We start from the raw sequence: 23749 nt of genomic DNA, 5'->3' as shown, positions 1-23749 counted from the left end.
CCACCTCCTTCGTCGGTTCGTCGCCACCGGTCGGCGGCGGGATGGTCAGCTACCGGCCGGTGCCACACCCGCCAGGTCGACGGCGAACTCGTCGCCGCAGTGCGGGCAGGTCACCTCCGCACCGGTGTGCCCCTGCTGGTTGACCCGCCGGTAGAGGTCCTGGAGGAATGCCAGGTCGGAGGCGAAGAGGCGCTCGATCACCGTGCTGTCGACCGGCTCGACCGCGCCGATCCGGGTGACCGTGCGGGCCAGCAGGAGCACGGTGAGGAACGCCGGGTTCCGGTGGACCCGGGGATCGCCCTGGGGGTCGATCTCGTCGCGGGCGGTGGCCAGCCGCAGCACCCCGTCCCGGTGCACCCCGCCCCGGCCGTCGACCAGGCCCCGGGGCAGCGTGAACGGGAACTCGGTGCGCGGGCCCGCCGCCGCAGCGGCGGGCCCGGTCGGATCAGATCCGCGCATTGAGGTCGAACAGGTCGTCGCACATCAGCGTGACGGTCTGGTAGACGATGTCGGTGGCACCGGCCTTGACCCCGCTGACCTCCACCTTGGCCGGCCAGGCGTTGGTCATCATGTAGGTGAGCCGGGCGGTGCCGTTGAGGTCGTCCCCGGGGCCGTAGAGCTTCAGCGCACAGTCGCGGTACGCGTCGTACATCAGGTTGCGCACCTTCTGGTGCCAGAGCCAGAGGTCGCCGTTGAGGTCGAGCCCTCGCTTGAGGGTCACCGTCGGCGGCTTGGTACGGCCGAAGTGCCGGGAGAAGATGGGGCCGGTGGGGCCGGCGGCCATGTACTCGGCGTTCTCCACCTCGCTGCTGATGCCGACCAACTCGGCGAAGTTGACCGCGTTCATGCCCGGCACCTCCAGCCGGAACACGGCGGCACTGATGATCTCGGTGTTCTGGCGCGCGTCCTGGGTACCCTGACCTGCCATGATCGTCCTTCCTGGTTACGTCGGCCGGGTCAGTCGTCGCCCGCGCCGTGCGAGAGCTGGGAGAGCCGGAACACCACGAACTCGGCCGGCTTGACCGGCGCGATGCCGATGTCGACGGTGAGGATCCCGGCGTCGAGGTTCTCCGGCGGGTTGTTCTCCGCGTCGCACTTGACGAAGAACGCCTCGGACCAGGTGTCGCCCATCAGGGCGCCGCTGCGCCAGACCCGGCGGAGGAACATCGTGATGACCCGGCGCACCGCGTCCCAGAGCCGGGGGTCGTTCGGTTCGAAGACCACCCAGTTGGTGCCGAGCAGGATCGACTTCTCGATCCAGTTGAACAGCCGCCGGACATTCAGGTAGCGCCACTCGGCGTCGCTGGAGAGCGTGCGGGCGCCCCAGATCCGGATGCCCTGGCCGGGGAAGGCCCGGATGCAGTTCACCCCGATCGGGTTGAGCTGGTCGTGCTCGCCCTTGGTCAGCCCGCTCTCTAGGGCGAGCGCGCCCCGGATGATCTCGTTGGCCGGGGCCTTGTGCACACCCCGGGTGTCGTCGTTGCGGGCCCACACCCCGGCGACGTGGCCGCTCGGCGGCATGAACACCGCGCGCCCCTGGGCCGGGTCCATCACCTTCACCCAGGGCCAGTAGAGGGTGGCGTACTTGGAGTCGTAACCGGCGACGTCCTGCCGCCACTCCTTGAGTCGCTGCGGGTGCAGGCCGGGCGGCGGGTCGAGGATCGCCACCCGGTCGCCCATCAGCTCGCAGTGCGCGATCATCGCGAGCTGGACGGCCTTGAACGCCTCCTCGTCGATCGCCCCGCGCTGGTACGCGGCGGCGAGGTCGGGGACGCTGAGCATGGTGATGTCCTCGATCGCCTCCAGGCCGGCGAACCCGGTCCGGTCGGCGACGTCCCCGACGTAGTCCTCGGCGCTGACCCGCAGCTCCCCGTCCACCACGGTGGTGGCCGGCAGGGCGGGGGCGACGAGGGCGACCTCGGAGCCGCGCCGGGGCGGGGCGAGCGTGGCGCCCCGGGCCTCCTCGATCTGGATCAGTTTGGACTGCTGCTTCACCGCGGTGACCACGTTGCCGGCCCCCCGCCGGGTGGTCAGGTTGTCCAGCGTCTCGACCGGCTTGCCGGCCTGCTTGACGACGAGCTTGAAGGCGTCGTCGCCCCCCTCGGAGGCGTCGGCGACCTCGACCGAGATGTCCTGTCCGGCCGGGCCGGGCAGGGCGGCGCGGACGGTGAAGGAGAGCTTCCCGTTGTCCCCACCGGCGGGGACGGCCGCGGTGGCGTACGTCCCGTCGCCGTCCGCCGGGTCGGTGTCGCCGCCGGACCCGGCCACCCGGACGACGTACGCGGAACCGCCGCCGTTGAGGAAGTAGCCGTAGACGGAGAGGGGCAGGAACGCCCCGGCCACGAACCCGCCGAAGAGGCGGTTGTACTGCGACCAGTTGGTGACCAGGGTGGGCTCGTTGACCGGCCCCTTCTCGGCGAAGCCGACGAACGCGGCGACGGCGGTGCCGACCGCCTCGATCGGCCTCGACCCGGAGGACACCTCCTCCACGTAGACGCCCGGCGACAGATACGTCGGCATCGAACCTCCTGTACGACGGTGTGTTACGGCGAGCTTGCCAACGGCCTGCGGGCGGTCACGGTGCCCGCCGGGACGCCACGGGGGTAGGACCTGCTGCCCCGAAGGGCACCCGATCCGCCCCACCGGCCTGCCCGGCCACCGGGCGCGGGCAGCGGCGCCACCGGTCAGGGTGGACGGATGATCTGGGATGTCGACCTGTCGGTCCGGGCCTGGTTGGGCAGCTACCTGCCGCCCGGGGTGCCGGTGGTCTTCGACCCGCCGGACCGGTGCGCACAGCTCGACGGCGAGCGGGTCTCGGCCTTCCTGCTCGACGTCGAGGAGGACGCCACCGGCGTGTCGGCGACCTGGGACGACCTGCGCGACGACACCGGCCGGCTGGTCGGCCGACGCCCACCGGGGCGGCGCTACCGGTTCGGCTACCTGCTCACCGCCTGGGGCCCGGACACCGAACGGGAACACCGGCTCCTCGGTGACCTGCTGGTCGGCTGTGCCGGGTGCACGGCGGTGCCCACCCGGTTCCTCACCGGGGCGCTGGCTCGGGCGAATCAACCGGTGGTGGCCCGCAGCGCCCCGCACCGGGACGGCGCCGCCGGCTCGGCGTGGACGGGGTGGGGCGGGGTCGCCCGCACCGGGCTGCACCTGCAACTCCTCGTCCCGTACGTGCCGGAGGCGACGACCGACCTGGCGCCGGCACCGCGCGAGGTGAGCGTCAGCAGTGCGGACCGCCGGGGCACCGCCCGGTCCGGCGCAACGTCGCGCCCCGGCCGGATCAGCGAACCGCGCTGACCGGGCCGGCCGGTTGCCCGATCAGGTAGCCACGGCTGCACCATGGTGTTCCTCGCCAGCCGGTCCCGGCCGCCCCGGCGCGCGGCCAGACTGCCCGGCATGAGCGTCGCTGTGGGCCTTGCCGAGACTCAACTGACCGTCGCGCCGGGCGACGAGGTCGTCTGCACCGTGCGGGTGCGCAACACCGCCTCCGTCGTCGACCAGTTCACCCTGGACCTGGTCGGCGACGCGGAGCCCTGGGCCGAGGTCGAGCCACGGACGATGAACCTGCTCCCCGGCACCGAGGAGGAGGCGCGGGTCACCTTCCGGCCGCCCCGCTCGGCCACCGTGCCCGCCGGGGACGTGGACTTCGGCGTACGGGTGCGGGGGCGGGAGAACCCGGACGGCTCGGTGGTCGAGGAGGGCCGCGTCACCGTCCTGCCCTTCGTGGAGCTGGCGGCCGAGCTGGTGCCCCGGACCTCGCGGGCCCGGCGCACCGGCGTCCATCAGCTGGTGGTCGACAACACCGGCAACACGGAGACCACCGTCGAGGTGCTGCCCACCGACCCGGACCTGCTGCTGGACTTCCGGGTCCGGCCGGCCGCGCCGGTCCTGCGGCCGGGCACCGCCACCTTCGTCCGGCTGCGGGTACGACCGAAGAAGCGGTTCCTGCTCGGCCCGGAGCGGAACCTGCCCTTCCAGGTGGCCGTCACCCGCCCGGACACCGAGCCGATCACCTCCGACGGGGTGCTGGTCCAGCAGGCGCTGCTGCCCGCCTGGTCGCCCCGGGTGGCGCTGGTCGCCGTCGCGGTGACGGTGGCCCTGGTGGCGCTCTGGTTCGCGGTGCTCAAACCGACCGTGCAGTCCACCGCCAAGGAGGCGGCGCAGGTGCGGACCGAGCAGCTCAACGAGGAGCTGACCCAGGAGGTCGCCGAGGTCAAGACGCAGGCCAGCGAGGCGGCGCAGACCGCCGAGAAGGCGGAGCGCGCGGTGACCGGGGGTTCCGCCGCGCCGAAGCCGAGCGCCACGGCGAGCCCGACGGCCGGCACGGGGAACGGTCCCGGCGCTCCCGGCGGGACGCTGGACAACGCCGACCCGGAGACCGCCGCCGACTTCCGGGTGTCCACCAGCGCCTCCCCGACCTCGAACGAGTTCTCCCTCGCCACGTACCGGCCGGCGGAGAAGAAGGTGCTCTGGGTGACCGACATCGTGTTGCAGAACCCGCACGGTGACGCGGGTGTCCTCCAGATACGGCGGGGCGACACCGTCCTGCTGGAGACCGGCCTGAACAACTTCCGCGACCTGGACTACCACTTCGTGCAGCCGCTGAAGTTCTCCGCCGACCAGCCGGTCACCGTCGCGGTGAAGTGCACCAACCCGGGCACCACGCCGTGCGCCCCGGCCGCGTACTTCGCCGGTCAGCTGGTGCCGGTGCCGTCGTCCGCCCCGTCCCCCGGCTCGACCCGGTGACCGCCGATCCACGGCCGGACGGGACCGGGCCGGTCCGCGCGGCGGTGCGTGCCCGTGACCCGATCTCGCAGGCCGGGGTGGTCGCCCAGCTCGGCACGGAGTCCGGGGAGGGCGCCGGGGTCCGGCCCGTGCTGGTGACCGCCGACGACGGCACGGCCGACGTGCTGGTGGTCGTCGGGGACGCGGTGGACGACTGGCTGCTGGCCCAGCTCGACGGCCTGGCCGCGGCCGACGGCCCGGGGCCCCGACCGGTGCTGGTGGTGGGGCAGCTCGACGACACGGCGGGGCTCCAGGCGATCGAGGCCGGCGGGCTGAGCATGGTCCGCCGGGCGGAGAGCACCGCACCGCTGCTGCGCGAGGTGGTCCGCGCCGCCGCCCGGGGCGAGGCCCGGCTCCCCACCGATCTGCTCAGCTCCCTGCTGACCCGGGTGGGACGCGCCCAACGGCAGGTGCTGGCCCCCCGGGGCCTGACCATCCTGCCCCTCTCGCCACGCCAGCTCGCCGTGCTGCGGATGATCGCGGCCGGGGCGGACACCGCGACCATCGCCCGGGACCTGTCCTACTCGGAACGGAGCATCAAGAACATCGTGCACGAGATCACCGTCCAGCTCGGCGTGCGCAACCGCACCCAGGCGGTCGCCCAGGCCATCCGCGAGGGCCTGATCTGAACGGACCGGTTGCGGTCCAGAAAGGAGCGCCGGAGGTGGGCGTACCCGCGGCGAAGCTCGGCGACAAGGTCGTCGGCACCGACACCCACATCATCATGGTCCCGTCCCCAGGCGGGCCGGTGCCGACCCCGACCCCGATGCCGTTCGCCGGCACGATCACCACCGGGTGCAGCACCGACGTGCTGATCGAGGGGAAGCCGGCGGCCGTGGTGGGCAGCGGGGCGCAGAACGCACCCCCGCACGTGCCCACCGGCGGGCCGTTCCAGGTGCCGCCGACCAACCAGGGCACCGTGCTCGCCGGCAGTCCGACGGTGCTGGTCAACGGCAAGCCGGCGGCCCGGCACGGCGACAAGGTCAACACCTGCAACGACCCCGCGCCCCTGCCGAACGGCACCATCGTCGCCACCGGCCAGGTGCTCGTCGGCTGAGCCCGCCGCCGGCCGGGTGCTCGTCGGCTCAGCCCACCACCGTCGGTCGCCCGGGGCCGGCGGGTCAGCGGCGGCGGGTGAAGACGCCGGGCTGCGCGGTCGCGGACTGCACCAGGAAGGTCCCGCTGGTCACCGTCCCGACCGCCGGAACGGAGGCGACCGCCGCCCGGGGCCCGGCCCGACCGTCCGGGAAGACCACCATCGGTACGGCGAACCGGCCGTCGGCGTCCGTCGCCACGGTCACCGTCGCGGTGCCGTCGGCCCAGGAGAGCGAGACCGTCGCGGTCGGCGGGAAGCCTTGGCCAAGGGCGGTCACCACCTGACCGGGCCGGCCGACCCCCGGGTTGAACGCGAGCGTCGGGCTGCGGCCGGCGGTGCGTACGGTCAGCGACTGGGCGGCCCGGCCGCCGGTGTCGGTGGAGCTGGCGAGGGTGAGCACCGTGTCGGCGGTCCCGATGTCCCGGGGGGTCGCCACGACGTCCAGCGTGCAGGACGCGCCGATCGCCAGCACCGGACCGCAGCCGTTCTCGGTGATCGCGAAGACGGCCGGCGCCGGCTGCGCGGCGAGGGTCGCGGCGACGCTGAGCGGATAGTCCCCGGCGTTGCTCAGGGTCACCCGACGGGCCGGCGTGGCCACGCCGAGGGACGCCTCGCCCAGGTCGAGCAGGGTCGTGTCGGAGTGCAGCACCGGCACGTCGGGAGCGGCCCCGGTGACGGTCACCGCGAGCCGCTCCGGCCCGCCCTGCGCGATGCCGTCCACGGTGTACGTGACCTGACAGGCGTACTCGCCGTTGCGGGCCTTCGGGTCGACCCGGACGGCGAGGGTGAAGTCCACGCGGCTGCCGCTGTCGACGGTCCGTTCCGCCGGCTCGACCGTGGCGCTGAGCTGCGGATCGCAGTCGGAGACCCGGGCGGCGACGGTGGCCTGGATGGCCCGGATGCCGGCGAGGATCGCGGTGGAGACGTCGCCGGCCGTGGCGGCGGTGAGCAGCACCCCGCCGGTCCGGGTGGTGATCTCGGTGAACTGCCCGTCCTGGTCGAGGCTGTGGTACGGGGAGGTGACGACGTCGACCGCCACCACCCGGATGCCCCGCGCGGTGAGCGCGGTGACCGTCCCGGCGAGGTCGTGACCGAGGACCGGGTCGTGCGACGGGGCGTCGCCGAAGATCACCACGATCGGGCTGCTCTCCGCGCGGAAGCCGACCGCGCCGGTGGCGATCCGGGACAGGGCGTGGAGGTTCGCCTCCGGGGTGTCCCCGCCGCCGACCGCGGTCCAGGTGTTCACCGCCTCCTGCACGGCGGCCGGGTCGGTGGTGAGGTCCCGGTTGACCTGGAAGGCGTACGAGTCGGTCTCGTCCCGGTACTCGGTGACCGCGAACCGGGCGTCCGGCTGTACCGCGCTGATGTCCGCGACGATCCGGCGGGCGTTGGCCTTCACGTCCGCCAGCGCCGGGCCCATGCTGCCGGTGGTGTCGGCGAGCAGCACCACGTCCGGACGGGGCGGCACGGTGGTGGTGGTCACCGTACGGGTCAGCGTCGCCGCGCCGCCCGGGGTCAGCCCGATCGTCGTGCCGCCCGTCCCGCCCGGTCCCGGGACGGGGGCGGTCGGTGCGTCGGGGGCGTCGGGGGCGTCGGCGACGCTGATCCGGAACGCCGCGCCGCCGCCGCTGTCCGGTGCCGCCAGCAGCGCGGCGTACCCGGCCGGCGGGGCGGCGCTGGCCACCAGCAGGGCCACGACGGCCAGCGCGGACGCGGTCCGCAGCGGGCGGGAGGCGAATGTGGCCATGCCGGGCAGTAAAGTCCGTCCGGCCGGTGCCGCGCAGCGGGTGGCCGGACAGACCTCGGTGCAGTCCTCTCTGCCCCTGCGGGCAACACCGACCGCACCCGCGTCCCGCGTCGACCGGCCCCCGGTCGGGTCAGTCCAACACCTTCACGATCATGCCGTCCGAGCACCGGCGGACCACGGCCACCAGGCTGGCCTGGTGGCTCGCCCTGACCGGGGTGACGGTGAAGTGCGCCTTGCGTCCCTTGCCGTGTCGCACCACGTAACTCTCCGCGTCGCCACCGGCCCACAGGTCACCGAAGGTCTTCAGCACGTTGTAGATCGGGGTGTTCATGTCGTTCTCGTCGACGTAGAACATCACCAGGTCCTTGTACTGCACGTAGTGGGTGTACGCGCCGTCGGTGTCGAGGGTGGCGATGATCCCGGTGTTGTGCGCGTTCAGCGCCGAGTCGATGGTGACCTCCACGTGCACGGACGTACCCATGACGTTGATCGTGATCCGCTCGTTCCGGTAGGCCTTCACCGGACGGGACGCCATCGCCTCGTCCATGTGTTCGACGAACTCGCCCAGGTCCACCCCCCAGCTGCCCAGGTGCGTCTGCGCCTCGTCCCAGCTCAGCGCCTCGGGCAGGAACGCGTTGGCCTCCGGGTTGATGGTGAAGGCGACCCCCAGCCGGAACGAGTGGGACAGCCAGGGGTAGCGCTGCGCGGCGACCTCGGCCGGCTCAGCGAACCGCACCCCGCGTCCCCGGACGACGGCGACCAGGTCCTCCTCCTCCGAGGAGCCGGCCGGCTCGTCCGGGTACCCGTCGTACGCGGACTCGTCCGTCCCGCTCGCCGGGACGTCCGGGTCGTCCACCCGTTCCTTCCCCTTGCCCTGCTCCGCCTGGTACGCCTTCGCGTCGTGGGCGAGGTGCAGGCAGTCGTCGAGGAAGGCGTCCAGCAGCCCGCCGTCGCGCAGCACCGTCACCGACGACTCCTGGAGTTCCTCCCGCCACGTCCGGAAGGTGTCGGGGTCGGCCGTCAGCGCGTCGGCCAGCACCGCGACGTCGTCGTCGTCGCGTACCCGGACGGGCACGGTCCCGAACCGGGCGGAGGTGCGCTCCAGCGCGGTGAGCATCCCCCGGTCCTCCCACGGCCGGGCGACCCGCCGGTGGAGGGTCTCCATCGTCTCCGTGACGTTGTCGCCGTAGGCGTTGGTGACCAGCAGGTACTCCACGGCCCGGATGAACTCCCGGGACTCCGGGTCCGGGTACCGCTCGTCGACCCACCTGCCGAACATCCGCGTGCCGTAGTCACCGTCGAGAACGGTGGCGAACTCCACGGCGGCGAAGTACGCGGGGTCGGAGGCAGCGTCGTGCCAGTAGGTCTCTCGCCAGGTCATGACCACTCTTCTCGCTCGGCGACAGTCGACGCGGCCACCATCGCGCAGCGGTGGCGCCGCCGACACGCACGCCCGGCGGTCTTCCGGGCAGTCCGCACTGCCTTACCGGGCAGCGCCGTGACGTGGTCGTGCCGGTCGGTCCCCGGCCGGGCCCGGTGCCCCGGAACCCTCCGCCGCCCGGGTCCGGCCGGTCCGGGGACGACGCCGGAGCAGCTCCACCGCCAGCAGGACGACGACCGCGACCCCGAGCAGCACGGTCGGTCCCCACGGTCGGCTCTCCACGGAGGCCCGGAACGGGGCTGCCACCCCGGCGGTGACCACCCGGCCCTCGACCGTCCAGGTGCCGAAGGCCAGGGCCGGCAGCGGCACCGGGACGCGTACCGCGCGTTCCTCCCCCACCGCGAGGTCGGGCACGGTCGGGGGAGGGACGAAACCGTCCGGGTCGTCACCCCGCCCCACAGTCACCGACAGGGTGACGGCGGCGGGCGCGCCGCCGTCGTTGCGCAGCCGGACCACCAGCGTGTGCCGGGCCGGCCCGCCGAGCCGGCTCCACCAGCCCGGGTCACGCTCGACGGCCACGGCGGTGACCACCGGCGGGACGGTGGCCCGGTGCTCCCCCGCCGGGGCGGGCCGGGCACCGGGCTCGCCGGTCAGCGCCAGCGGCGCGGCGGCGGTGAGCCGACGGTCCAGCGTGGTCACCCGCACCTGACAGGGGCAGCCGCCGGGCGGTACGGCGGCGGTCAACGCGGCACCACCGAGGCCGGTACCGGAGAGGTGGGTCTGCACCGACGAGTCGACCGCGCACCCGGCCGCGCCGGTGCCGCAGACCTGGATCACCACGGTGCCGGCCGGCCAACCGGCGAGCCGGACGAGCACCCGGTCACCCGGTCGCGCCCCGGTCCGGTCCAGCGTCACCGTCGCCGCCGCCGCAGTGGCCGCCGGGGCCACCGCCGCGACCGGCACGTACACCGGCGGCACGGCCGACGTCGGGAGGGTGCCGGCGGCCACCAGCATCCCGGCGGCCAGGACGGCGGTTCGGAGCGGGAGTCTCATCCGGCCGGGCCGCCCCGATCGGCCCCGTCCCGGCCGACGCCGGCCGGGGCACCACGGGTGCCCTCACCCGGGGCGTCCGGCACGACGGCCGGTGCGGGCGTCGAGCGGGCGGCCGGTGCCGCTGCGGCAGACGCGGTCGCGCCGTCGGCCGGAGGGCTCCCGGCGTCGGCGGTACGGGCACGCCGGCGGGCGCCGCGCAGCCGGGTGACCACCAGCCATGCCAGCCCGGCCAGCAGCACCGCCAGCCAGATCCAGGGCATCGCCCAGGTCGAGGCGGTACGGCTCAGCGTCGGCAACGGACCGTCCACGGTGGCCGGGTCCACGGCGACCCGGACGCTGAGCCGGCCGGCCGGGACGAGGCCGTTGATCTGCTCGGTCACCACGAAGGCGGCTCCGGGCAGCAGCTCGGGTACGGCGACCGGCTCGGTCCCGGCGAGTCGCCAGCCGAACGGGGCGGCGACGTGCACCTGACCGCTGCCGGTGAGCCGGACGTTGCCGGTGTTGCGCAGCCGGTAGCTGACCACGACCGGGCCGGTACCGAACGGGTTGACCGGGTTGTCGTACGCGATCCGCAGGGCCTCGACCTCCAGCGCGGGACGGACCGCGCCGGCCACCCGCAGGTAGATCCGGGCCGCCACCCGGCGGTCGACGGTGACGGTCCGGCCGGCGGCGTCGGCCCGCACCCCGGCGGCCGACACGACGATGCCGCCGGCGTGGTCCCCGGGGCTGGCGTTGGCCGGCACGGTCAACTGGAACGGCACGATCACGCGTTTCCCGGCGGGTATCCGGTAGGTCCGTTCGGCGAGGGTCACCCAGGAGCCGACGTCGGCCGCCGGCCGGCTGGCGGGTTGCAGGGCGAAGCCGCCGTCCCCGGTGGTGAACGCGTCGGCCCCGTAGACCGCGAAGGTCATCGGGGTCCGGCTCAGGTTGGTGATCGCGACCCGGTCCTCGAGCCGCCGGCCGGGTGCGGCGTCGTACACGAAGTAGGCGCGCCCGGTGGGGCCGGAGGCGCTGGACGGCTGGACCGCCCAGGTGAAGCCGGCGGCGGCGGACGGGGCCGGCGCGGCGGGAGCCGGGGCCGCGCGGTGCGGGGCCGTCACCCGGGGCGGGGCGACGGCGGCGGCCGGCCCACCGGCCAGCACGGTGACGATCGCGGCGAACGCCGCGACCACGGTCGTCAGGTGCGGGTGAGGGCACCTCGTCATCGTCGGTCGCACAACAAGGTGCCCTTCCGCTCGTCAGGACAGGGTCAGGGTGAGGGTGGCGGTGTAGTCACCCGGCGCGGTGGACGCCGGCACGCCGAGGTCCAGGTCCGCGCCGCACCGGAAGGTGCCCGCGCTGGCTCCGGCCGCCGCGCCGCAGAGCGTGCGCGCCCCGCCCAGCCCGGTGCCGGCACCCGGCACCGCGCGGCTGCCCGGGGTGACCACCCCGGGCGTGCCGACCAGGCCGTCGGTGACCACCGACGCGCTCGGCGACCAGCCGAGGTTGTCGGCGGCGATGACCCCGCCGGGGGTACCGGTGAAGTCCTCCACCTGCCCGACCACGTTCCAGCCGGCGTTGCTGCCCCGCAGGTCGCTGACCGTGACCGCGTTGAGCGCGCCGCCGGCCACCGCGCCGGGAGCGGCGGCGGAGAGCGCCACCGACGCGCCGGCCGAGGTCAGGGTGAGCGGCCCGGTCTGGAGCACCTGGGTGGTGATCTCCTGGTCGGCACCGCCGCCGCCCGGCCCGCCGGAGCCCGCGAAGGTGATCGGGGTGGCGGTGTCCTGGCTGCGGTCGCTGGAGCCGTGCGCGGCGAAGGTCAGCACGTAGCACTGGGTCGCCGTGCAGTCGACCGGCTTGCCGTCCCCGTCGGTGTAGGTCGGCAGCACGTCCAGCGTGGTGCTGAAGGTGCCGTCGGCGTTCAGCTTGGCCTGCCCGCCGGAGGAGGACGCCCCCTTGTGCACCCACTTGACCGGCTTGTAGGGGCGAGCGTTGGTCCAGAACTCAGCGGACTTCGGTCCGAAGGCGACGTAGAAGCCGACGCCACCGTTGGCCTCGGCGTCGAAGCCGGAGCCGGTCACGGTGAGCGTCGCGCCGGCCGGGTCGACGGCAGCCGACGGGGTCACGGTGACCGAGGGGGCCGCCGGGCCGCCGCCACCGCCGGTGCCGAAGCCGAACGACAGCGGGTCGAGGACCGTGCCGGCGGCGAAGAAGCCGTTGAAGGCGGTCGCCCCGGTGGCGGTCATCGTGGTGGTCAGGTTGCTCCAGCTCACCGTGTTGCCGGAGACCACCGGGGCGGCACCGCCGAGGGTGGCGATCTCGGCCTGGTCCAGGCTGATCGGCTCGAAACCGCCACCGCTGACCGCCAGGTCGACGTCGGCACGCAGGGAACCCCCGCCCGCGTCCACCTCCACCGTGGGGTTGGCCAGCGTGATGGTGAAGAAGTGCGCCGGGTACGAGAAGACGACCTTCCCGCCGTACCGGACGGTGGTCGCCCCGGTCGCGGCGTCGTACGTCCCGCCGGTGGTGGTGAAGCGGAACGTGCCGTCGGTGTTGCGGGTGGCCCCGTCCTCGACGGCGATCGGCGGGTTGCCGTTGCCGGTCGAGACGTAGCTGCGGAACGAGCTCTTGAAGCCCCAGTCGAGGCTTCCCCCGCTGACGTCCACGGGTGCCGCCACGGCGGCGCCCACGACGGTCAGCGACGCGGCGGCACCGAGTACGGCGGCTGCCGCCCAGGGAATCGACCGGCGGAGCGGACCGCCGGTCCTGAGTACGGGCATCGGGTGTTCCTCTCTTTCAGGGGAGGGCTCGATTAGGTTAGCCTCACCTAACTAACTGGAGAATCCGCTGAATACCCTCTTGCGCCGACCACAAGATCCTCTTAGGTTAGCCTAACCTTATTTGAGGAGGTCACGATGACTGCCCGACTGGTGACGGCCCTGGTCGGCACCGCCGTGGTCGCGATGGGGTTGCTCACCGCCGCTCCGGCCCACGCCGATACGGTCGGCACCGGACCGAACGGTCAGCGGCTGACCGTCAGCCGGACCGCCGACCTGCCCCGGGGCGGTGCCACGGTCACCGTCTCCGGTTCCGGTTACGACATCACCAAGGGCATCTACGTGGCGTTCTGCGTCGACAACGGCAGCGGCGCGGCTCCCTCGCCCTGCGGTGGGGGCGCCGACATGGGCGGCACCTCGGGCCTGTCGCACTGGATCTCCTCCAACCCGCCCTCCTACGGCGAGGGGCTCGCCGTGCCGTACGGGTCGGGTGGCATGTTCCGGGTCCAGCTCCGCGTCGCGCCGAAGATCGGCGACGTGGACTGCGCCGTCCGCCGGTGCGTGGTGTCCAGCCGCAACGACCACACCCGAGGGTCCGACCGCAGCCAGGACGTCCGGATTCCGGTCACCTTCGCCGGCACCGCGGCCACCCCGACGAGGACCACCGCCGCGGCCCCGTCCGCCCCCGCGCCCACCGGCGGCGCACCCGCCAGCGGCCGGCCGACCGGCGGCGTACCCGCCACGGCACAGCCGACCGGCGGCAGCGCCGGGGTGACCGCCTCCGCCCAGGCCGCCGCGCCGGCCGACGGCGGCCCCGGCACGACCGCCGGCGGCACGGACCCGGCCGCCACCCAGGTCACCGACGGCACCGGCACCGGCCGGTGGTGGACCGTCGTGACGGCCGGTCTCGCCGTCCTGCTCGTCGCGCTCGTGGCGGTCCGCCTGCGGAACCGTCGCCGGGAGCGGTCGTGAGACGACCGGCTCTCCTGCTCGGCGTCCTGGTCCTGCTCGGCGGCACGGTGACCGCCTGCGGTCCGGGTGGCGCCCCGGCCGCCGCACCGGCCGCCGGCTGCGGCCCCACCACCGCCACGGTCACCGACACCGACGTCGACCCGGTCGGCCCCGACCCGGGCAGTGTCCTGCCGGTCACCGTCGACTCGGCCGACGGGACCAGGGTCACCGTCACCGACGCCGGCCGGATCCTGCCGGTGAACCTGTACGGCTCGATCGCGGAGATCGTGTTCAGCCTCGGCCTCGGTGACCGGGTGGTCGGTCGGGACACCTCGACCACCTTCCCCGCCGCCGCGCACCTGCCGGTGGTCACGCCCACCGGCCACGACCTCTCCACCGAGGCGATCCTCCGGCTGGCCCCCACCGTCGTGCTGGCCGACGAGAGCATCGGCCCGCCGGAGGCACTCCGACAGCTCCGCCGCTCCGGCATCGCCGTGGTGCTGGTCGACGACGAGCAGACCCTCGCCGCCGTACCGGCGCACATCCGGGCCATCGCGGCGGCGCTCGGCGTGCCGGCGTCCGGCGAGCGCCTGGTCGCCCGGGTCGACGCGGAGATCACCGCCGCCCGGCGCAGCGCCCCGACGGACGCCGCCCCGCTGCGGATCGCCTTCCTGTACGTCCGTGGCACGGCCGGCGTCTACCTGATGGCGGGCCGGGGCGCCGGATCGGACGAGATGATCAGGGCGATCGGCGCGGTCGACGCCGGCACCGAGATCGGGCTCACCAAGTTCCGGCCGCTGACCAGCGAGGGCCTGGTCAACGCGGCCCCGGACGTCATCCTGGTGATGTCCGAGGGGCTGGCGTCGGTCAAGGGCGTGGACGGGCTGCTCGCCCTGCCCGGCATCGGACAGACGCCGGCCGGCCGGAACCGGCGGATCGTGGACATGGACGACGGGTTGCTGCTCACCTTCGGGGCCCGCACCGGCCGCGCCATCCAGGCACTGGCCCAGGCCGTGCACGGCACGTGCCGATGAGGCGGGTGGCCCTGCTCGCCGGACTCGGCGGGACACTCGTCCTGCTCTGCCTGGTCGCCGCCGGGACCGGGCAGGTTCCGGTGCCTCCGGCCGAGGTGCTCGGCTCCATCCTGCACCGGGTCGGTCTCGACGTCGGCCCGCTGCCCACCGTCACCCACGGCGAGGACGCGCTCTGGGTCGTCCGGTTCCCCCGCGTGGTGCTCGCCGTGATCGTCGGGGCGTCGCTCGGCTGCGCGGGTGCGCTGATGCAGGGCGTGTTCGGCAACCCGCTCGCCGAGCCGGGCGTCATCGGGGTCTCCTCCGGCGCGGCCGTCGGCGCGGCCACCGCCATCGTCACCGGGCTCTCCGTGCTCGGCGGCTGGACCGTCGCCGGGGCGGCGTTCCTCGGTGGACTCGCCGCCACCGCGCTGGTGTACGCGATGTCCCGGACCGACGGACGGACCGAGGTGGTCACCCTGGTGCTGACCGGCATCGCGGTCAACGCCGTGGCCGGGGCACTGATCGGTCTGCTGATGTTCTTCGGCGACGCCGACGCGGTCCGGGCGATCGCCTTCTGGCAGCTCGGCAGCCTGGCCCAGGCCAACTGGGCGAGCGTGGCGGTCACCGCGCCGTGCGCCGCAGTCGGCGTCGCCATCGCCGTCGCCGTCGCCCGTCGGCTGGACCTGCTCGCCCTCGGCGACCGGCCGGCGCGGCACCTCGGCGTGGACGTGGAGCGGCTGCGGGTGGGCATGATCGGGGTGACCGCCCTGCTCGGCGCGGCGGCCGTCGCCTTCACCGGCGTGATCTCCTTCGTCGGCCTGGTGGTACCGCACCTGGTCCGGATGGTCGCCGGACCGGGCCACCGGGTGCTGCTGCCGGCGAGCGCGCTCGGCGGCGCGATCGTCGTGGTGGCCGGTGACCTGGCCGCCCGGACCCTGGTCGACTACCAGGAGCTGCCGCTCGGGGTGCTCACCGCCGTGGTCGGCGGGCCGTGCTTCTTCTGGCTGCTGCGCCGCACCCGCGCCCGTGCGGGAGGCTGGGGATGAGCCGGTGGCCGGGAGGCCGGCGGTTCCGTTCCCCGGTACGACCCGACCGGGGCGGCGTCCACATGCGGGTCCGTGGCCTCGACGTGCGGCGTGGGACGCGGACCGTCCTCTCCGGCGTGGACATCGACATCCGCGCGGGCGAACTCCTCGCGCTGGTCGGGCCGAACGGCGCCGGCAAGAGCACGCTGCTCGGCGCGATCTGCGGAGACCTGCCGGTCGACGCCGGCACGATCGAGTTCGACGGCGCGCCGTTGCCCGACTGGACGCCGATCGACCTGGCCCGCCGCCGGGCGATGCTGCCGCAGCGGTCCGCCCTGTCGTTCCCGTTCACGGTCGCCGAGGTGGTGGCGATGGGCCGCGCCCCGTGGGCCGGTACGCCGCACGCCGGCCAGGACGACGAGGCGATCGCGGAGGCGATGCGGCTGACCGGGGTGGAGTCCTTCCCCGGGCGGGTCTTCTCGGCGCTCTCCGGCGGCGAGCAGGCCCGGGTCGCGCTGGCCCGGGTGCTCGCCCAGCGGACCCCGATGCTCCTGCTCGACGAGCCCACCGCCGCGCTCGACCTGCACCATCAGGAGCTGGTCCTCACCCTGGCCCGGGACCGGGCCCGCAGCGGCGACACGGTGGTGGTGGTGCTGCACGACCTGGGGCTCGCCGCCGCGTACGCGGACCGGATCGCGCTGCTCGCCGGAGGCCGGCTGGTCGCCGACGGGTCACCGGCCGACGTGCTCCTGCCCGAGTCGCTCAGCACGGTGTACCGACACGAGATCGAGGTCCTGCCGCATCCGCGCACCGGTACGCCACTGGTGCTGCCGAGGCGCCCGGTCGACGAGCGGTGACCCGCCCGCCCTGACCCGTCCCCCGTCCCCCGTCATCCGTCATCCGGCATCCGGCATCCGGCATCCGGCATCCGGCGGACAGCATCCGGCGGACAGTGGCGGTGGCGGGTGGTCGCCTCAGGCGGCGTCGGGACGCGGGGTGATCCCCAGCCGGTCGCACGCCTCCCGGTACATCCAGGCGGCCTCGGCGCGGATCTGACGTCGTTCGGTGAGCCGGGTGCGGAACGGGATCCGGACCGGCACCGGTGCGCCGTCGACCGTGGCGACGAACTCCATCGCCTCGTCGTCCATCCCGGACATCCGGGCCGAAGTCGCCCCGGGTTGGCCGCCGAGGCCCTGGCAGATCAGCCGGCAGTCGTCGGCGTGGTCGTCGTTCATGTGCCGGGTCACCGCGGCGACCACGTCCGGCCCGAACGTCGTCACGCGGCGGCCTCCGGCAGCACGGACCGGCCGAGTTCGGCCAGCATCGCGGTGTTCAGGCGGTAGGCCAGCGAGACCTCGTCCAGGAAGCGCTGCCGCTCCACCTCGTCCCAGGGCACCCCGTCGAGGAGGTTCCGGTAGTGCTCCTTGAAGGCCCGCGCCTCGATGTCGGGGAAGAGGAAGAACCGGACGCCGTCCTCGGCGAACCCGAACGACCGCTGCACCGCGCGCAGCATGACCTGCCCGCCGGAGAGGTCACCGAGGTACCGGGTGTAGTGGTGCGCGACGTACCCCGCCGGCCAGGTGAAGGCGATGTCCCGCAGCCGGGCCCGGTACTCCAGGGTGGCGGCGCCCGGGACGATCCGCGCGGCCCAGTCCGGGCCGTGCAGGAACTCCAGATCCGCCCGCAGCGCCGGCACCCGGTGCAGCGCGTCGGTGACGAAGGGGCCGGCCACCGGGTCCGCCCGCATGACCTCCGCCGCCTCCTCCAACGTCTGGTAGACGACGAAGAGTTGTTCGGGTAGGGCCGCGTAGCCGCCCCGGTCCAACTGGCCACCGAGCAGGGCGTCGAAGTACCCGAGATGCTGCGCCACCCGGTGGTCCGGCCTGGTGCGCTCCCGCAGTTCCGCCGCGAAACCCATGATCCACCTCCGTTAGGCAAGGCTAACCTAAACCGCTGGCCAGGGAAAGGGTGTCACCTCGGCATCCCGTCCGATGCCGGTACGCGTGCTGCGCTTCCTGGCCCGCGCCGGGCCTCGCCGTCCGGCCCGTCGGTAGCCGGCGGGGCGTCGTCACCGGCCGTGGTTGCTCAGGCCCCGGTCCCCGGTCAGCAACCGGATGTCCCGGACCGAGGAGCGGGGGAAGACCACCCGGCCGAGGCGGGTGAAGTCGGCGGAGTACACGTCGACGAAGCCGTTGTCGTGGTCGCGGTCCACGTACTCCTCGGCGAACACCGACGCGCCGACCAGCAGGTGCCGACCGTCGTAGGCGAGGCCACGACCGAAGCCCTCGGTGGTCAGCAGGTCGACGCCGTCCAGCGCGACGGTCTGCTCGACCGACCGGCAAACGAGCATGCCCCGCTCGTGGATCACCACGTTGTGACAGCACGACCCGCCGGCCGGGACGATCTCCCGGAGCCGGAACCTCTCGTCCAGCAGCCAGACGTCGCTCTTGCGACCGGTTCCGGCGCTGTGGTTGTGCGCCACGACGTAGATCGTGTTCCCGTGCCGGTGGACGGAGTTGAAGTGCCGGTAGTGCGGCGAGGACCGTCCCCTGCGGTCGGCCGGGGTCAGCTGGACGGTGCGGTGGGCGGCCGACCAGTGTCGACCGGGCCGGCGCTCGACGTCCGGGTAGCACAGCAGCCGGTTGCGCAGGGTGTCCACCACGACCAGCTCGTCGTCGACGAAGTCGATCTGGTGCACCCAGCGGTTCAGTCCGTACAGGTGGGTGACCATGCGCCACCCCCCACCGGCCTCCGGGACCTGGCCGGGACCGAGGGGGAAGGAGACGATCCGCCCGTGCCGGCCGGTGATCTGGAACGCGTAGAGCCGCCCGTCGCGCAGGGTCAGACCGAAGTGCCGCCCCGGCGAGAGCATGTGCGGCCGGCCGTCGGCCCACACCACGACGCCGTGGCTGGTGGAGACGACGAAGGACAGGTCCGCCGGCAGGTCACCGGCCGCGTGGGGCGCGGCGGTCCAGGGGGTACGCGGCGGCACGTCGAGGGCCCGCGCCAGTTCCCACCGGCCCACGACCCGGTCCGCCCCGAAGGCGTCGGCGAAGCGGTCGTACCGCGCCGCGAACCGGCTGCGCGGCGCCTCCGGCGGTACCCGACGAAACGCCGTCATGCTGGCTCCCTTCGCCGTGGATCGGAGCCCGGCGGAGGACCGACGGGCCGGGCAACATAGCGAAATATGACAGGATTTAGGGTGTTCACCACCCTGGCGAACGTCAGTGACCGGACATCGGAGCCGGCGCTACGCTGCCCGGGAACCAACCCTGCCGAGGCGCCGACGCGACGCCCGACCGGCCGACGCTGCTAGGTTCGCCCGGTGAGGACGGTGGAGACGACGGTCGCCCGATACCTGGACGCGGTCGACACGGCCCTGCCCGGCTTCGTCGAAATGCTCTACCTGACCGGCTCGGTGGCGCTCGGGGCGTACCAGCCGGGCCACAGCGACATCGACACGGTGATCGTCACGTCCCGCCGCCCGACGTCCGGGGACCTCGCCGCCCTGGCCGCCGTGCACGCCGACATGCCGCCGGAGCCGCACCTCGACGGCGTGTACCTCGACCGGGGGACCTTCTTCCAGCAGCCCGCCGACCGCCGGGTCGTGCCGTTCGTCGTCGACGGACGCTTCCGGGCCGACGAGCCCTGCGGGGATCTCCATCCGGTGTCGTGGCTGCTGCTCACGAGGTACGGACAGGCGGTCCGGGGGCCCGCCGTGTCGGACCTGGGGCTGACCGTCGACCACGACGAGGTCCGCCGCTTCAACCTGGACAACCTGACGACGTACTGGCAGCCGTTGGCAGCAGGCGCCCGGGCGGTGGTCGGCGCGGTGCCGGACGACGTGCCCGCCGAGGCCACCCGGGTGGGCGCCGAGGGGGTGGCGTGGTGCGTGCTCGGACCGGCCCGGCTGCACTTCACGCTGGCCCACGGGGACGTCGTCGCGAAGACCGGTGTCGCCGGCTACCTGGCCGAGATCCTCCCCGCCTACGGCCCGCTGGCGGATCGGGCGCTGCGCTGGCGTCGGGGTGAGCCGGTCGCGCTCACCGCGGCCGACGTCCGGGCCGCCGCCGACTCGGTCGACGCCGTCGTGGCGGACGCGCTGCGTCGGTGGGGCTGACGGCGCCGGCCGGAGACACGGGAATCAGGGCGTCGACGGATCGCCCACGGGTTCGGCGGCGCGCACCGCTTCGACGACCGCGTTCAGCGCCATCTCGCTGGCCCAACGGTGCGGATTTCCGGCCGGCTTCCGGTGGGCCTCCCGAGCTCTCCGGGTGCGATTACTGCCACCTCCCCGGCGTCGGGGGACACGCACAGCGCAGACCGAGGAACTGCCCCGGCCGACAGCAGACCGGATGCAAAGAACGCCCTGGCTCGGGATAAGGTCCCGTACCAGGGCGTTTCACAAGGGTGGAGCCGAGGGGACTCGAACCCCTGACCCCCACACTGCCAGTGTGGTGCGCTACCAGCTGCGCCACGGCCCCTTGCCGGTGTCCCCGGTCACCCGGGCACGGACGAAACTATACACACACCGGCAGCCATGGTCATCTCCCGGGGGTCCCCCGAGGATCAGTTGAGCGACACGTCCGGTGGGAAGTGGGCGACCGCGGCCATCATGCCGCCCTGTCGGCGCAGCACCATCGGCCACAGGTCGTCGGGACGGTCGACGAAGGCGTCGCCCGGGAGGGCGTCCAGGACGAACCAGGACCCGTCCTCGATCTCCTGCTCCAACTGCCCGGCACCCCAACCGGAGTAGCCGGCGAAGACCCGGATGCCGGAGACGCTCTCCCGCATCCGTTCCGGGTCGACGGAGAGGTCGATCGTGCCCACCGCGCCGAGCACCTGGTGGAAGCCCTTGAGCCGGCGTACCGGATGCCGCATCCGGGCCAGGCAGATCGCCGAGTCGGGCTGCACCGGGCCGCCCTCGAAGAGCACCGCCGGCTCCCCGGCCAGCGCGCTCCAGTCGCCGAGCACGTCCGCGACCGGCACCTCGGTGGCCCGGTTGAGGACCACACCCAGCGCCCCGCCGGGCTCGTGCGCGACCAGCAGCACGACGGTGCGGTCGAAGTTGGGATCCTTCAGAGCCGGGGTCGCGACCAGCAACTGCCCGGTCATCGACGCCATCGAACGACCGCCGATCGCCTGTCCCTCTCCCTGCATACCGCCGCCCATCCCCTAACCGCGTGCCGCGACGCGGTCACGCCACCTGCGGAACCTCCTGCCAGGACGTCGCCGAGTGCACCGAATCGACCCGGTGCACCGGGAGCGTCCGTGTTCTCAACGCCATGCCTGGCACCATAGCCTGCACCTTGCACGGTGGCTAAGGTCTGACCGGCCGGTAGTGGAACGAGTTTGGGGAGAATCGATGGATCCAACGGCGGAGATTGCGGTCATCGGCGGCTCGGGCCTCTACGCCCTCCTGGACAACGCCGTGGAACACCGGGTGGAGACGCCGTACGGGCCCCCGTCGGACGCCATCACCGTCGCCGAGGTGGCCGGTCGGCCGGTGGCCTTCCTGCCCCGGCACGGACGCGACCACCGGCACCCGCCGCACCTGATCCCGTACCGGGCCAACCTGTGGGCGTTGCGCTCGCTCGGGGTACGCCGGGTGCTGGCGCCCTGCGCGGTCGGTGGGCTCCGCCCGGAACTGGGTCCGGGCACCTTCGTCGTGCCCGACCAGCTCATCGACCGGACCAGCGGCCGGGCCCAGACCTACTACGACCGGGGCGCGGTGCACGTCTCCTTCGCCGACCCGTACTGCCCCGCCGGGCGGCGGACGCTGCTCGACGCGGCGGCCGGCCGGGGGGTGTCGGCGGTCGACGGCGGCACGGTGGTGGTGGTCGAGGGGCCCCGCTTCTCCACCCGCGCCGAGTCCCGCTGGTTCACCGCGATCGGCGGCTCGGTGGTCAACATGACCGGGCACCCGGAGGCTGTCCTCGCTCGCGAGCTGGCGCTCTGCTACACCTCCATCGCCCTGGTCACCGACCTGGACGCCGGTGTGGAGGGCGGGCACGCGGTGACCCATGAGGAGGTGTTCCGGGTCTTCGGCGAGAACACCGACCGGCTGCGGGGCATCCTGCTGGACGCGGTCGCCACCCTGCCCGCCGAGCGGGAGTGCTCGTGCGCCGCCGCGCTGGACGGCATCAAGCTGCCCTTCCCGCTGCCCTGAGGACAGGTCGCCCCCGAGGGTGTCTTTGGCGCAATGCCGGGATGCTCCCCTCCCGCGCTGGTTAGATTCGTCCGGTCGGGGCCGGCCCGCAGGCCGCCCCGACCACCGGACGAGGGCACGGAGGCCGACCCATGGCGACGGTCCGCGACACCAGCTACGAACTGCTCCGCGCCCTCGGCATGACCACCGTCTTCGGTAACCCCGGCTCCACCGAGCAGCCCTTCCTCCAGGACCTCCCGGCCGACTTCCGGTACGTGCACGCCCTCCAGGAGGCCTCGGCGGTGGCGATGGCCGACGGGTACGCCCAGGCCACCCGCCGCGCCGCGCACGTCAACCTGCACACCGCGCCGGGCACCGGCAACGGCATGGGCAACCTGGTCACCGCCTGGCACAACCGCACCCCGCTGGTCGTCACCGCCGGCCAGCAGACCCGCCGGATGCTGCTGATCGAGCCTCGCCTGGCCAGCCCCCGGGCGGCCGAGCTACCCCAGCCGTACGTCAAGTGGAGCCACGAACCGACCCGTCCACAGGACGTTCCGGCGGCACTGATGCGGGCCTACGCCACGGCGGTGCAGCCGCCGGCCGGGCCGGTCTACCTCTCCCTGCCGCTGGACGACTGGCACCAGCCGGCAGATCCGCCACCGCAGGTGCGTACCGTGGCGACCCGCTTCGCCCCCGACCCGGACCGGCTGCGGGAGTTCGCCGGGATCCTGGCCGGCAGCCGCGATCCGGCGCTGGTGCTCGGTGCGGCCGTGGACCGGGCGGACGGCTGGCTGGCGGCGGTCGCCCTGGCCGAGCGGCTCCGCTGCCCGGTCTGGTCCGCCCCGGCGCCGGAACGGGCCGTCTTCCCCGAGGACCATCCCCAGTTCCGCGGGGTCCTCCCGTTCGCCATCGGACCTCTCGCCGAACGGCTGCACGGGCACGACACGGTACTGGTCCTCGGTGCGCCGGTGTTCCGCTACTACCCCCACGTTCCGGGCGACTACCTGCCGCCGGGAGCCCGGCTGCTGCACGTCACCGACGACCCCGGGGAGGCGGCCCGCGCCCCGGTCGGGGACAGCCTGCTCGGCGACGCCCGGCTCACCGCCGAGGCGCTGTACGACCTGCTGCCCCCGACCCGCCGGTCGTCGCCACCGCCTCGCCCGGACCCGCCGTCGCCGGAGGCCGGGGCGCCGCTGAGCGCGGACGCGTTCTTCGCCACGCTGGGCGGGCTCTGGCCCGCCGACGGGGTGCTCGTGCAGGAGTCTCCGTCCAACCTGGCCGCGCTGCGCCGGCACCTCCGGGTCCGCCGCCCGGCGTCGTACTTCACCGGGGCCAGTGGCGGGTTGGGCTTCGGGCTGCCCGCCGCGGTGGGCATCGCGCTCGCCGAACGGGACACCGGGCGTGGCCGGCCGGTGGTGGCGGTGATCGGGGACGGTTCGTTCCACTACTCGGTGCAGGCCCTCTGGACCGCCGCCCGGCTGCGCCTGCCGCTGGTCGTGCTGGTCCCGGTCAACCGTCAGTACGCCGTCCTCAAGGCGTTCGCCGCGCACGACCGAACTCCCGGCGGGCCCGGACTGGACCTGCCGGGGATGGACGTCACCGCGATCGCCGGCGGCTACGGCTGCGCCACGGCGGTGGCCGGTACCCCGGACGAGATCGCCGCGGCCGTCGCCACCGGGCTGGACGCCGACCGGCCCACGGTCGTCCCGGTGCCGATCGGCACCGAGGTGCCGGCGCTGCTCTGAGCACCCCACCCGAGGGGTCGGCCCTCGACCGCCCCTC

23 protein-coding genes and 1 tRNA gene are annotated in these 23749 nt (G+C 74.0%); 11 read left to right on the top strand and 13 right to left on the bottom strand.

Features of this window, described 5'->3' with window-relative positions:
* Nucleotides 1-45 precede the first annotated feature (45 nt).
* From AB0F58_RS22595 to AB0F58_RS22585, 3 genes are read right to left on the bottom strand one after another with little or no spacing between them, the layout of a single operon-like run.
* Nucleotides 46-459: a hypothetical protein gene (locus AB0F58_RS22595; protein WP_357146170.1), complete on the bottom strand. Its 414-nt coding sequence runs from the start codon at nt 457-459 to the stop codon at nt 46-48.
* Complete coding sequence (locus AB0F58_RS22590) at nt 446-928, bottom strand: phage tail protein (protein WP_357146166.1); 483 nt, start codon at nt 926-928, stop codon at nt 446-448. The genes AB0F58_RS22595 and AB0F58_RS22590 overlap by 14 nt, the downstream gene beginning before the upstream one ends.
* A 29-nt stretch (nt 929-957) precedes the next feature.
* Nucleotides 958-2520 carry a phage tail sheath subtilisin-like domain-containing protein gene (locus AB0F58_RS22585; protein ID WP_357146163.1) on the bottom strand — a complete coding sequence of 521 codons (1563 nt, stop codon included), beginning with the start codon at nt 2518-2520 and terminating at the stop codon, nt 958-960.
* Nucleotides 2521-2697: 177 nt separating this feature from the next.
* Between AB0F58_RS22585 and AB0F58_RS22580 the strand changes: the two genes are divergently transcribed.
* From AB0F58_RS22580 to AB0F58_RS22565, 4 genes are all read left to right on the top strand, one after another.
* A complete protein-coding gene (locus AB0F58_RS22580; RefSeq protein WP_357146160.1) occupies nt 2698-3306 on the top strand; it encodes a Pvc16 family protein in 609 nt (202 codons plus the stop codon).
* 99 nt (nt 3307-3405) lie between these two features.
* Nucleotides 3406-4755 carry a hypothetical protein gene (locus tag AB0F58_RS22575; RefSeq protein WP_357146158.1) on the top strand — a complete coding sequence of 450 codons (1350 nt, stop codon included), beginning with the start codon at nt 3406-3408 and terminating at the stop codon, nt 4753-4755.
* Nucleotides 4752-5423 carry a LuxR C-terminal-related transcriptional regulator gene (locus tag AB0F58_RS22570; protein ID WP_357146155.1) on the top strand — a complete coding sequence of 224 codons (672 nt, stop codon included), beginning with the start codon at nt 4752-4754 and terminating at the stop codon, nt 5421-5423. Before AB0F58_RS22575 ends, AB0F58_RS22570 begins: the two co-directional genes overlap by 4 nt.
* Nucleotides 5424-5458: 35 nt before the next feature.
* Nucleotides 5459-5851 (top strand): PAAR domain-containing protein, encoded by a 393-nt coding sequence (locus AB0F58_RS22565; RefSeq protein ID WP_357146152.1) that lies wholly within the window; start codon nt 5459-5461, stop codon nt 5849-5851.
* A 64-nt stretch (nt 5852-5915) separates the two neighbouring features.
* Here AB0F58_RS22565 and AB0F58_RS22560 read toward each other — a convergent pair whose 3' ends face one another.
* From AB0F58_RS22560 to AB0F58_RS22540, 5 genes are all read right to left on the bottom strand, one after another.
* Nucleotides 5916-7637 (bottom strand): VWA domain-containing protein, encoded by a 1722-nt coding sequence (locus tag AB0F58_RS22560; RefSeq protein ID WP_357146150.1) that lies wholly within the window; start codon nt 7635-7637, stop codon nt 5916-5918.
* Between the two features lie 130 nt (nt 7638-7767).
* Nucleotides 7768-9018, bottom strand: a complete 1251-nt coding sequence (locus AB0F58_RS22555) for a hypothetical protein (protein ID WP_357146147.1) — start codon at nt 9016-9018, stop codon at nt 7768-7770.
* A gap of 102 nt (nt 9019-9120) precedes the next feature.
* Nucleotides 9121-10071 (bottom strand): hypothetical protein, encoded by a 951-nt coding sequence (locus AB0F58_RS22550; RefSeq protein WP_357146144.1) that lies wholly within the window; start codon nt 10069-10071, stop codon nt 9121-9123.
* Nucleotides 10068-11276 carry a DUF916 domain-containing protein gene (locus AB0F58_RS22545; RefSeq protein ID WP_357146142.1) on the bottom strand — a complete coding sequence of 403 codons (1209 nt, stop codon included), beginning with the start codon at nt 11274-11276 and terminating at the stop codon, nt 10068-10070. The genes AB0F58_RS22550 and AB0F58_RS22545 overlap by 4 nt, the downstream gene beginning before the upstream one ends.
* Before the next feature lie 33 nt (nt 11277-11309).
* The gene (locus tag AB0F58_RS22540; protein WP_357146139.1) at nt 11310-12830 is read right to left on the bottom strand and encodes an HtaA domain-containing protein; all 1521 of its coding nucleotides are present in this window, start codon (nt 12828-12830) and stop codon (nt 11310-11312) included.
* Nucleotides 12831-12965: 135 nt separating this feature from the next.
* Here AB0F58_RS22540 and AB0F58_RS22535 point away from each other — a divergent pair, with 135 nt between their 5' ends.
* The 4 genes from AB0F58_RS22535 to AB0F58_RS22520 are packed head-to-tail and all read left to right on the top strand — an operon-like array spanning nt 12966 to nt 16673.
* Nucleotides 12966-13799, top strand: a complete 834-nt coding sequence (locus AB0F58_RS22535; protein WP_357146137.1) for a hypothetical protein — start codon at nt 12966-12968, stop codon at nt 13797-13799.
* The gene (locus AB0F58_RS22530; RefSeq protein WP_357146134.1) at nt 13796-14812 is read left to right on the top strand and encodes an ABC transporter substrate-binding protein; all 1017 of its coding nucleotides are present in this window, start codon (nt 13796-13798) and stop codon (nt 14810-14812) included. The genes AB0F58_RS22535 and AB0F58_RS22530 overlap by 4 nt, the downstream gene beginning before the upstream one ends.
* Nucleotides 14809-15837: an iron ABC transporter permease gene (locus AB0F58_RS22525; RefSeq protein ID WP_357146131.1), complete on the top strand. Its 1029-nt coding sequence runs from the start codon at nt 14809-14811 to the stop codon at nt 15835-15837. The genes AB0F58_RS22530 and AB0F58_RS22525 overlap by 4 nt, the downstream gene beginning before the upstream one ends.
* A complete protein-coding gene (locus AB0F58_RS22520) occupies nt 15834-16673 on the top strand; it encodes a heme ABC transporter ATP-binding protein (protein ID WP_357146128.1) in 840 nt (279 codons plus the stop codon). The genes AB0F58_RS22525 and AB0F58_RS22520 overlap by 4 nt, the downstream gene beginning before the upstream one ends.
* Before the next feature lie 117 nt (nt 16674-16790).
* Here the strand turns inward: AB0F58_RS22520 and AB0F58_RS22515 are convergent, their stop codons facing one another.
* From AB0F58_RS22515 to AB0F58_RS22505, 3 genes are all read right to left on the bottom strand, one after another.
* On the bottom strand, nt 16791-17096 hold the full coding sequence (locus AB0F58_RS22515) for a DUF2470 domain-containing protein (RefSeq protein ID WP_357146125.1): 306 nt from the start codon (nt 17094-17096) through the stop codon (nt 16791-16793).
* Complete coding sequence (locus AB0F58_RS22510; protein WP_357146123.1) at nt 17093-17734, bottom strand: biliverdin-producing heme oxygenase; 642 nt, start codon at nt 17732-17734, stop codon at nt 17093-17095. Before AB0F58_RS22510 ends, AB0F58_RS22515 begins: the two co-directional genes overlap by 4 nt.
* 150 nt (nt 17735-17884) lie before the next feature.
* Nucleotides 17885-18937 (bottom strand): hypothetical protein, encoded by a 1053-nt coding sequence (locus tag AB0F58_RS22505; protein WP_357146120.1) that lies wholly within the window; start codon nt 18935-18937, stop codon nt 17885-17887.
* A 204-nt stretch (nt 18938-19141) separates the two neighbouring features.
* Here AB0F58_RS22505 and AB0F58_RS22500 point away from each other — a divergent pair, with 204 nt between their 5' ends.
* Nucleotides 19142-19936, top strand: a complete 795-nt coding sequence (locus AB0F58_RS22500) for a nucleotidyltransferase domain-containing protein (protein ID WP_357146117.1) — start codon at nt 19142-19144, stop codon at nt 19934-19936.
* A gap of 291 nt (nt 19937-20227) precedes the next feature.
* Here AB0F58_RS22500 and AB0F58_RS22495 read toward each other — a convergent pair.
* Both AB0F58_RS22495 and AB0F58_RS22490 read right to left on the bottom strand, forming a co-directional pair.
* Nucleotides 20228-20300: transfer RNA gene (locus AB0F58_RS22495), tRNA-Ala, on the bottom strand.
* A gap of 85 nt (nt 20301-20385) precedes the next feature.
* Nucleotides 20386-20976 carry a YqgE/AlgH family protein gene (locus AB0F58_RS22490; protein WP_357146114.1) on the bottom strand — a complete coding sequence of 197 codons (591 nt, stop codon included), beginning with the start codon at nt 20974-20976 and terminating at the stop codon, nt 20386-20388.
* Between the two features lie 205 nt (nt 20977-21181).
* On the opposite strand from AB0F58_RS22490, the gene AB0F58_RS22485 reads away from it, so the two are divergent.
* Complete coding sequence (locus AB0F58_RS22485) at nt 21182-21985, top strand: S-methyl-5'-thioadenosine phosphorylase (RefSeq protein ID WP_357146111.1); 804 nt, start codon at nt 21182-21184, stop codon at nt 21983-21985.
* A gap of 131 nt (nt 21986-22116) precedes the next feature.
* On the top strand, nt 22117-23712 hold the full coding sequence (gene mdlC / locus AB0F58_RS22480; protein WP_357146108.1) for a benzoylformate decarboxylase: 1596 nt from the start codon (nt 22117-22119) through the stop codon (nt 23710-23712).
* The last annotated feature ends 37 nt before the right edge of the window (nt 23713-23749 follow it).

Source organism: Micromonospora sp. NPDC023956, from assembly GCF_040639195.1.
Taxonomy (GTDB): Bacteria; Actinomycetota; Actinomycetes; order Mycobacteriales; family Micromonosporaceae; genus Micromonospora.
The sequence above is the reverse complement of the archived record's forward strand: the minus strand, read 5'-3'. Positions and strand labels throughout refer to the sequence as shown.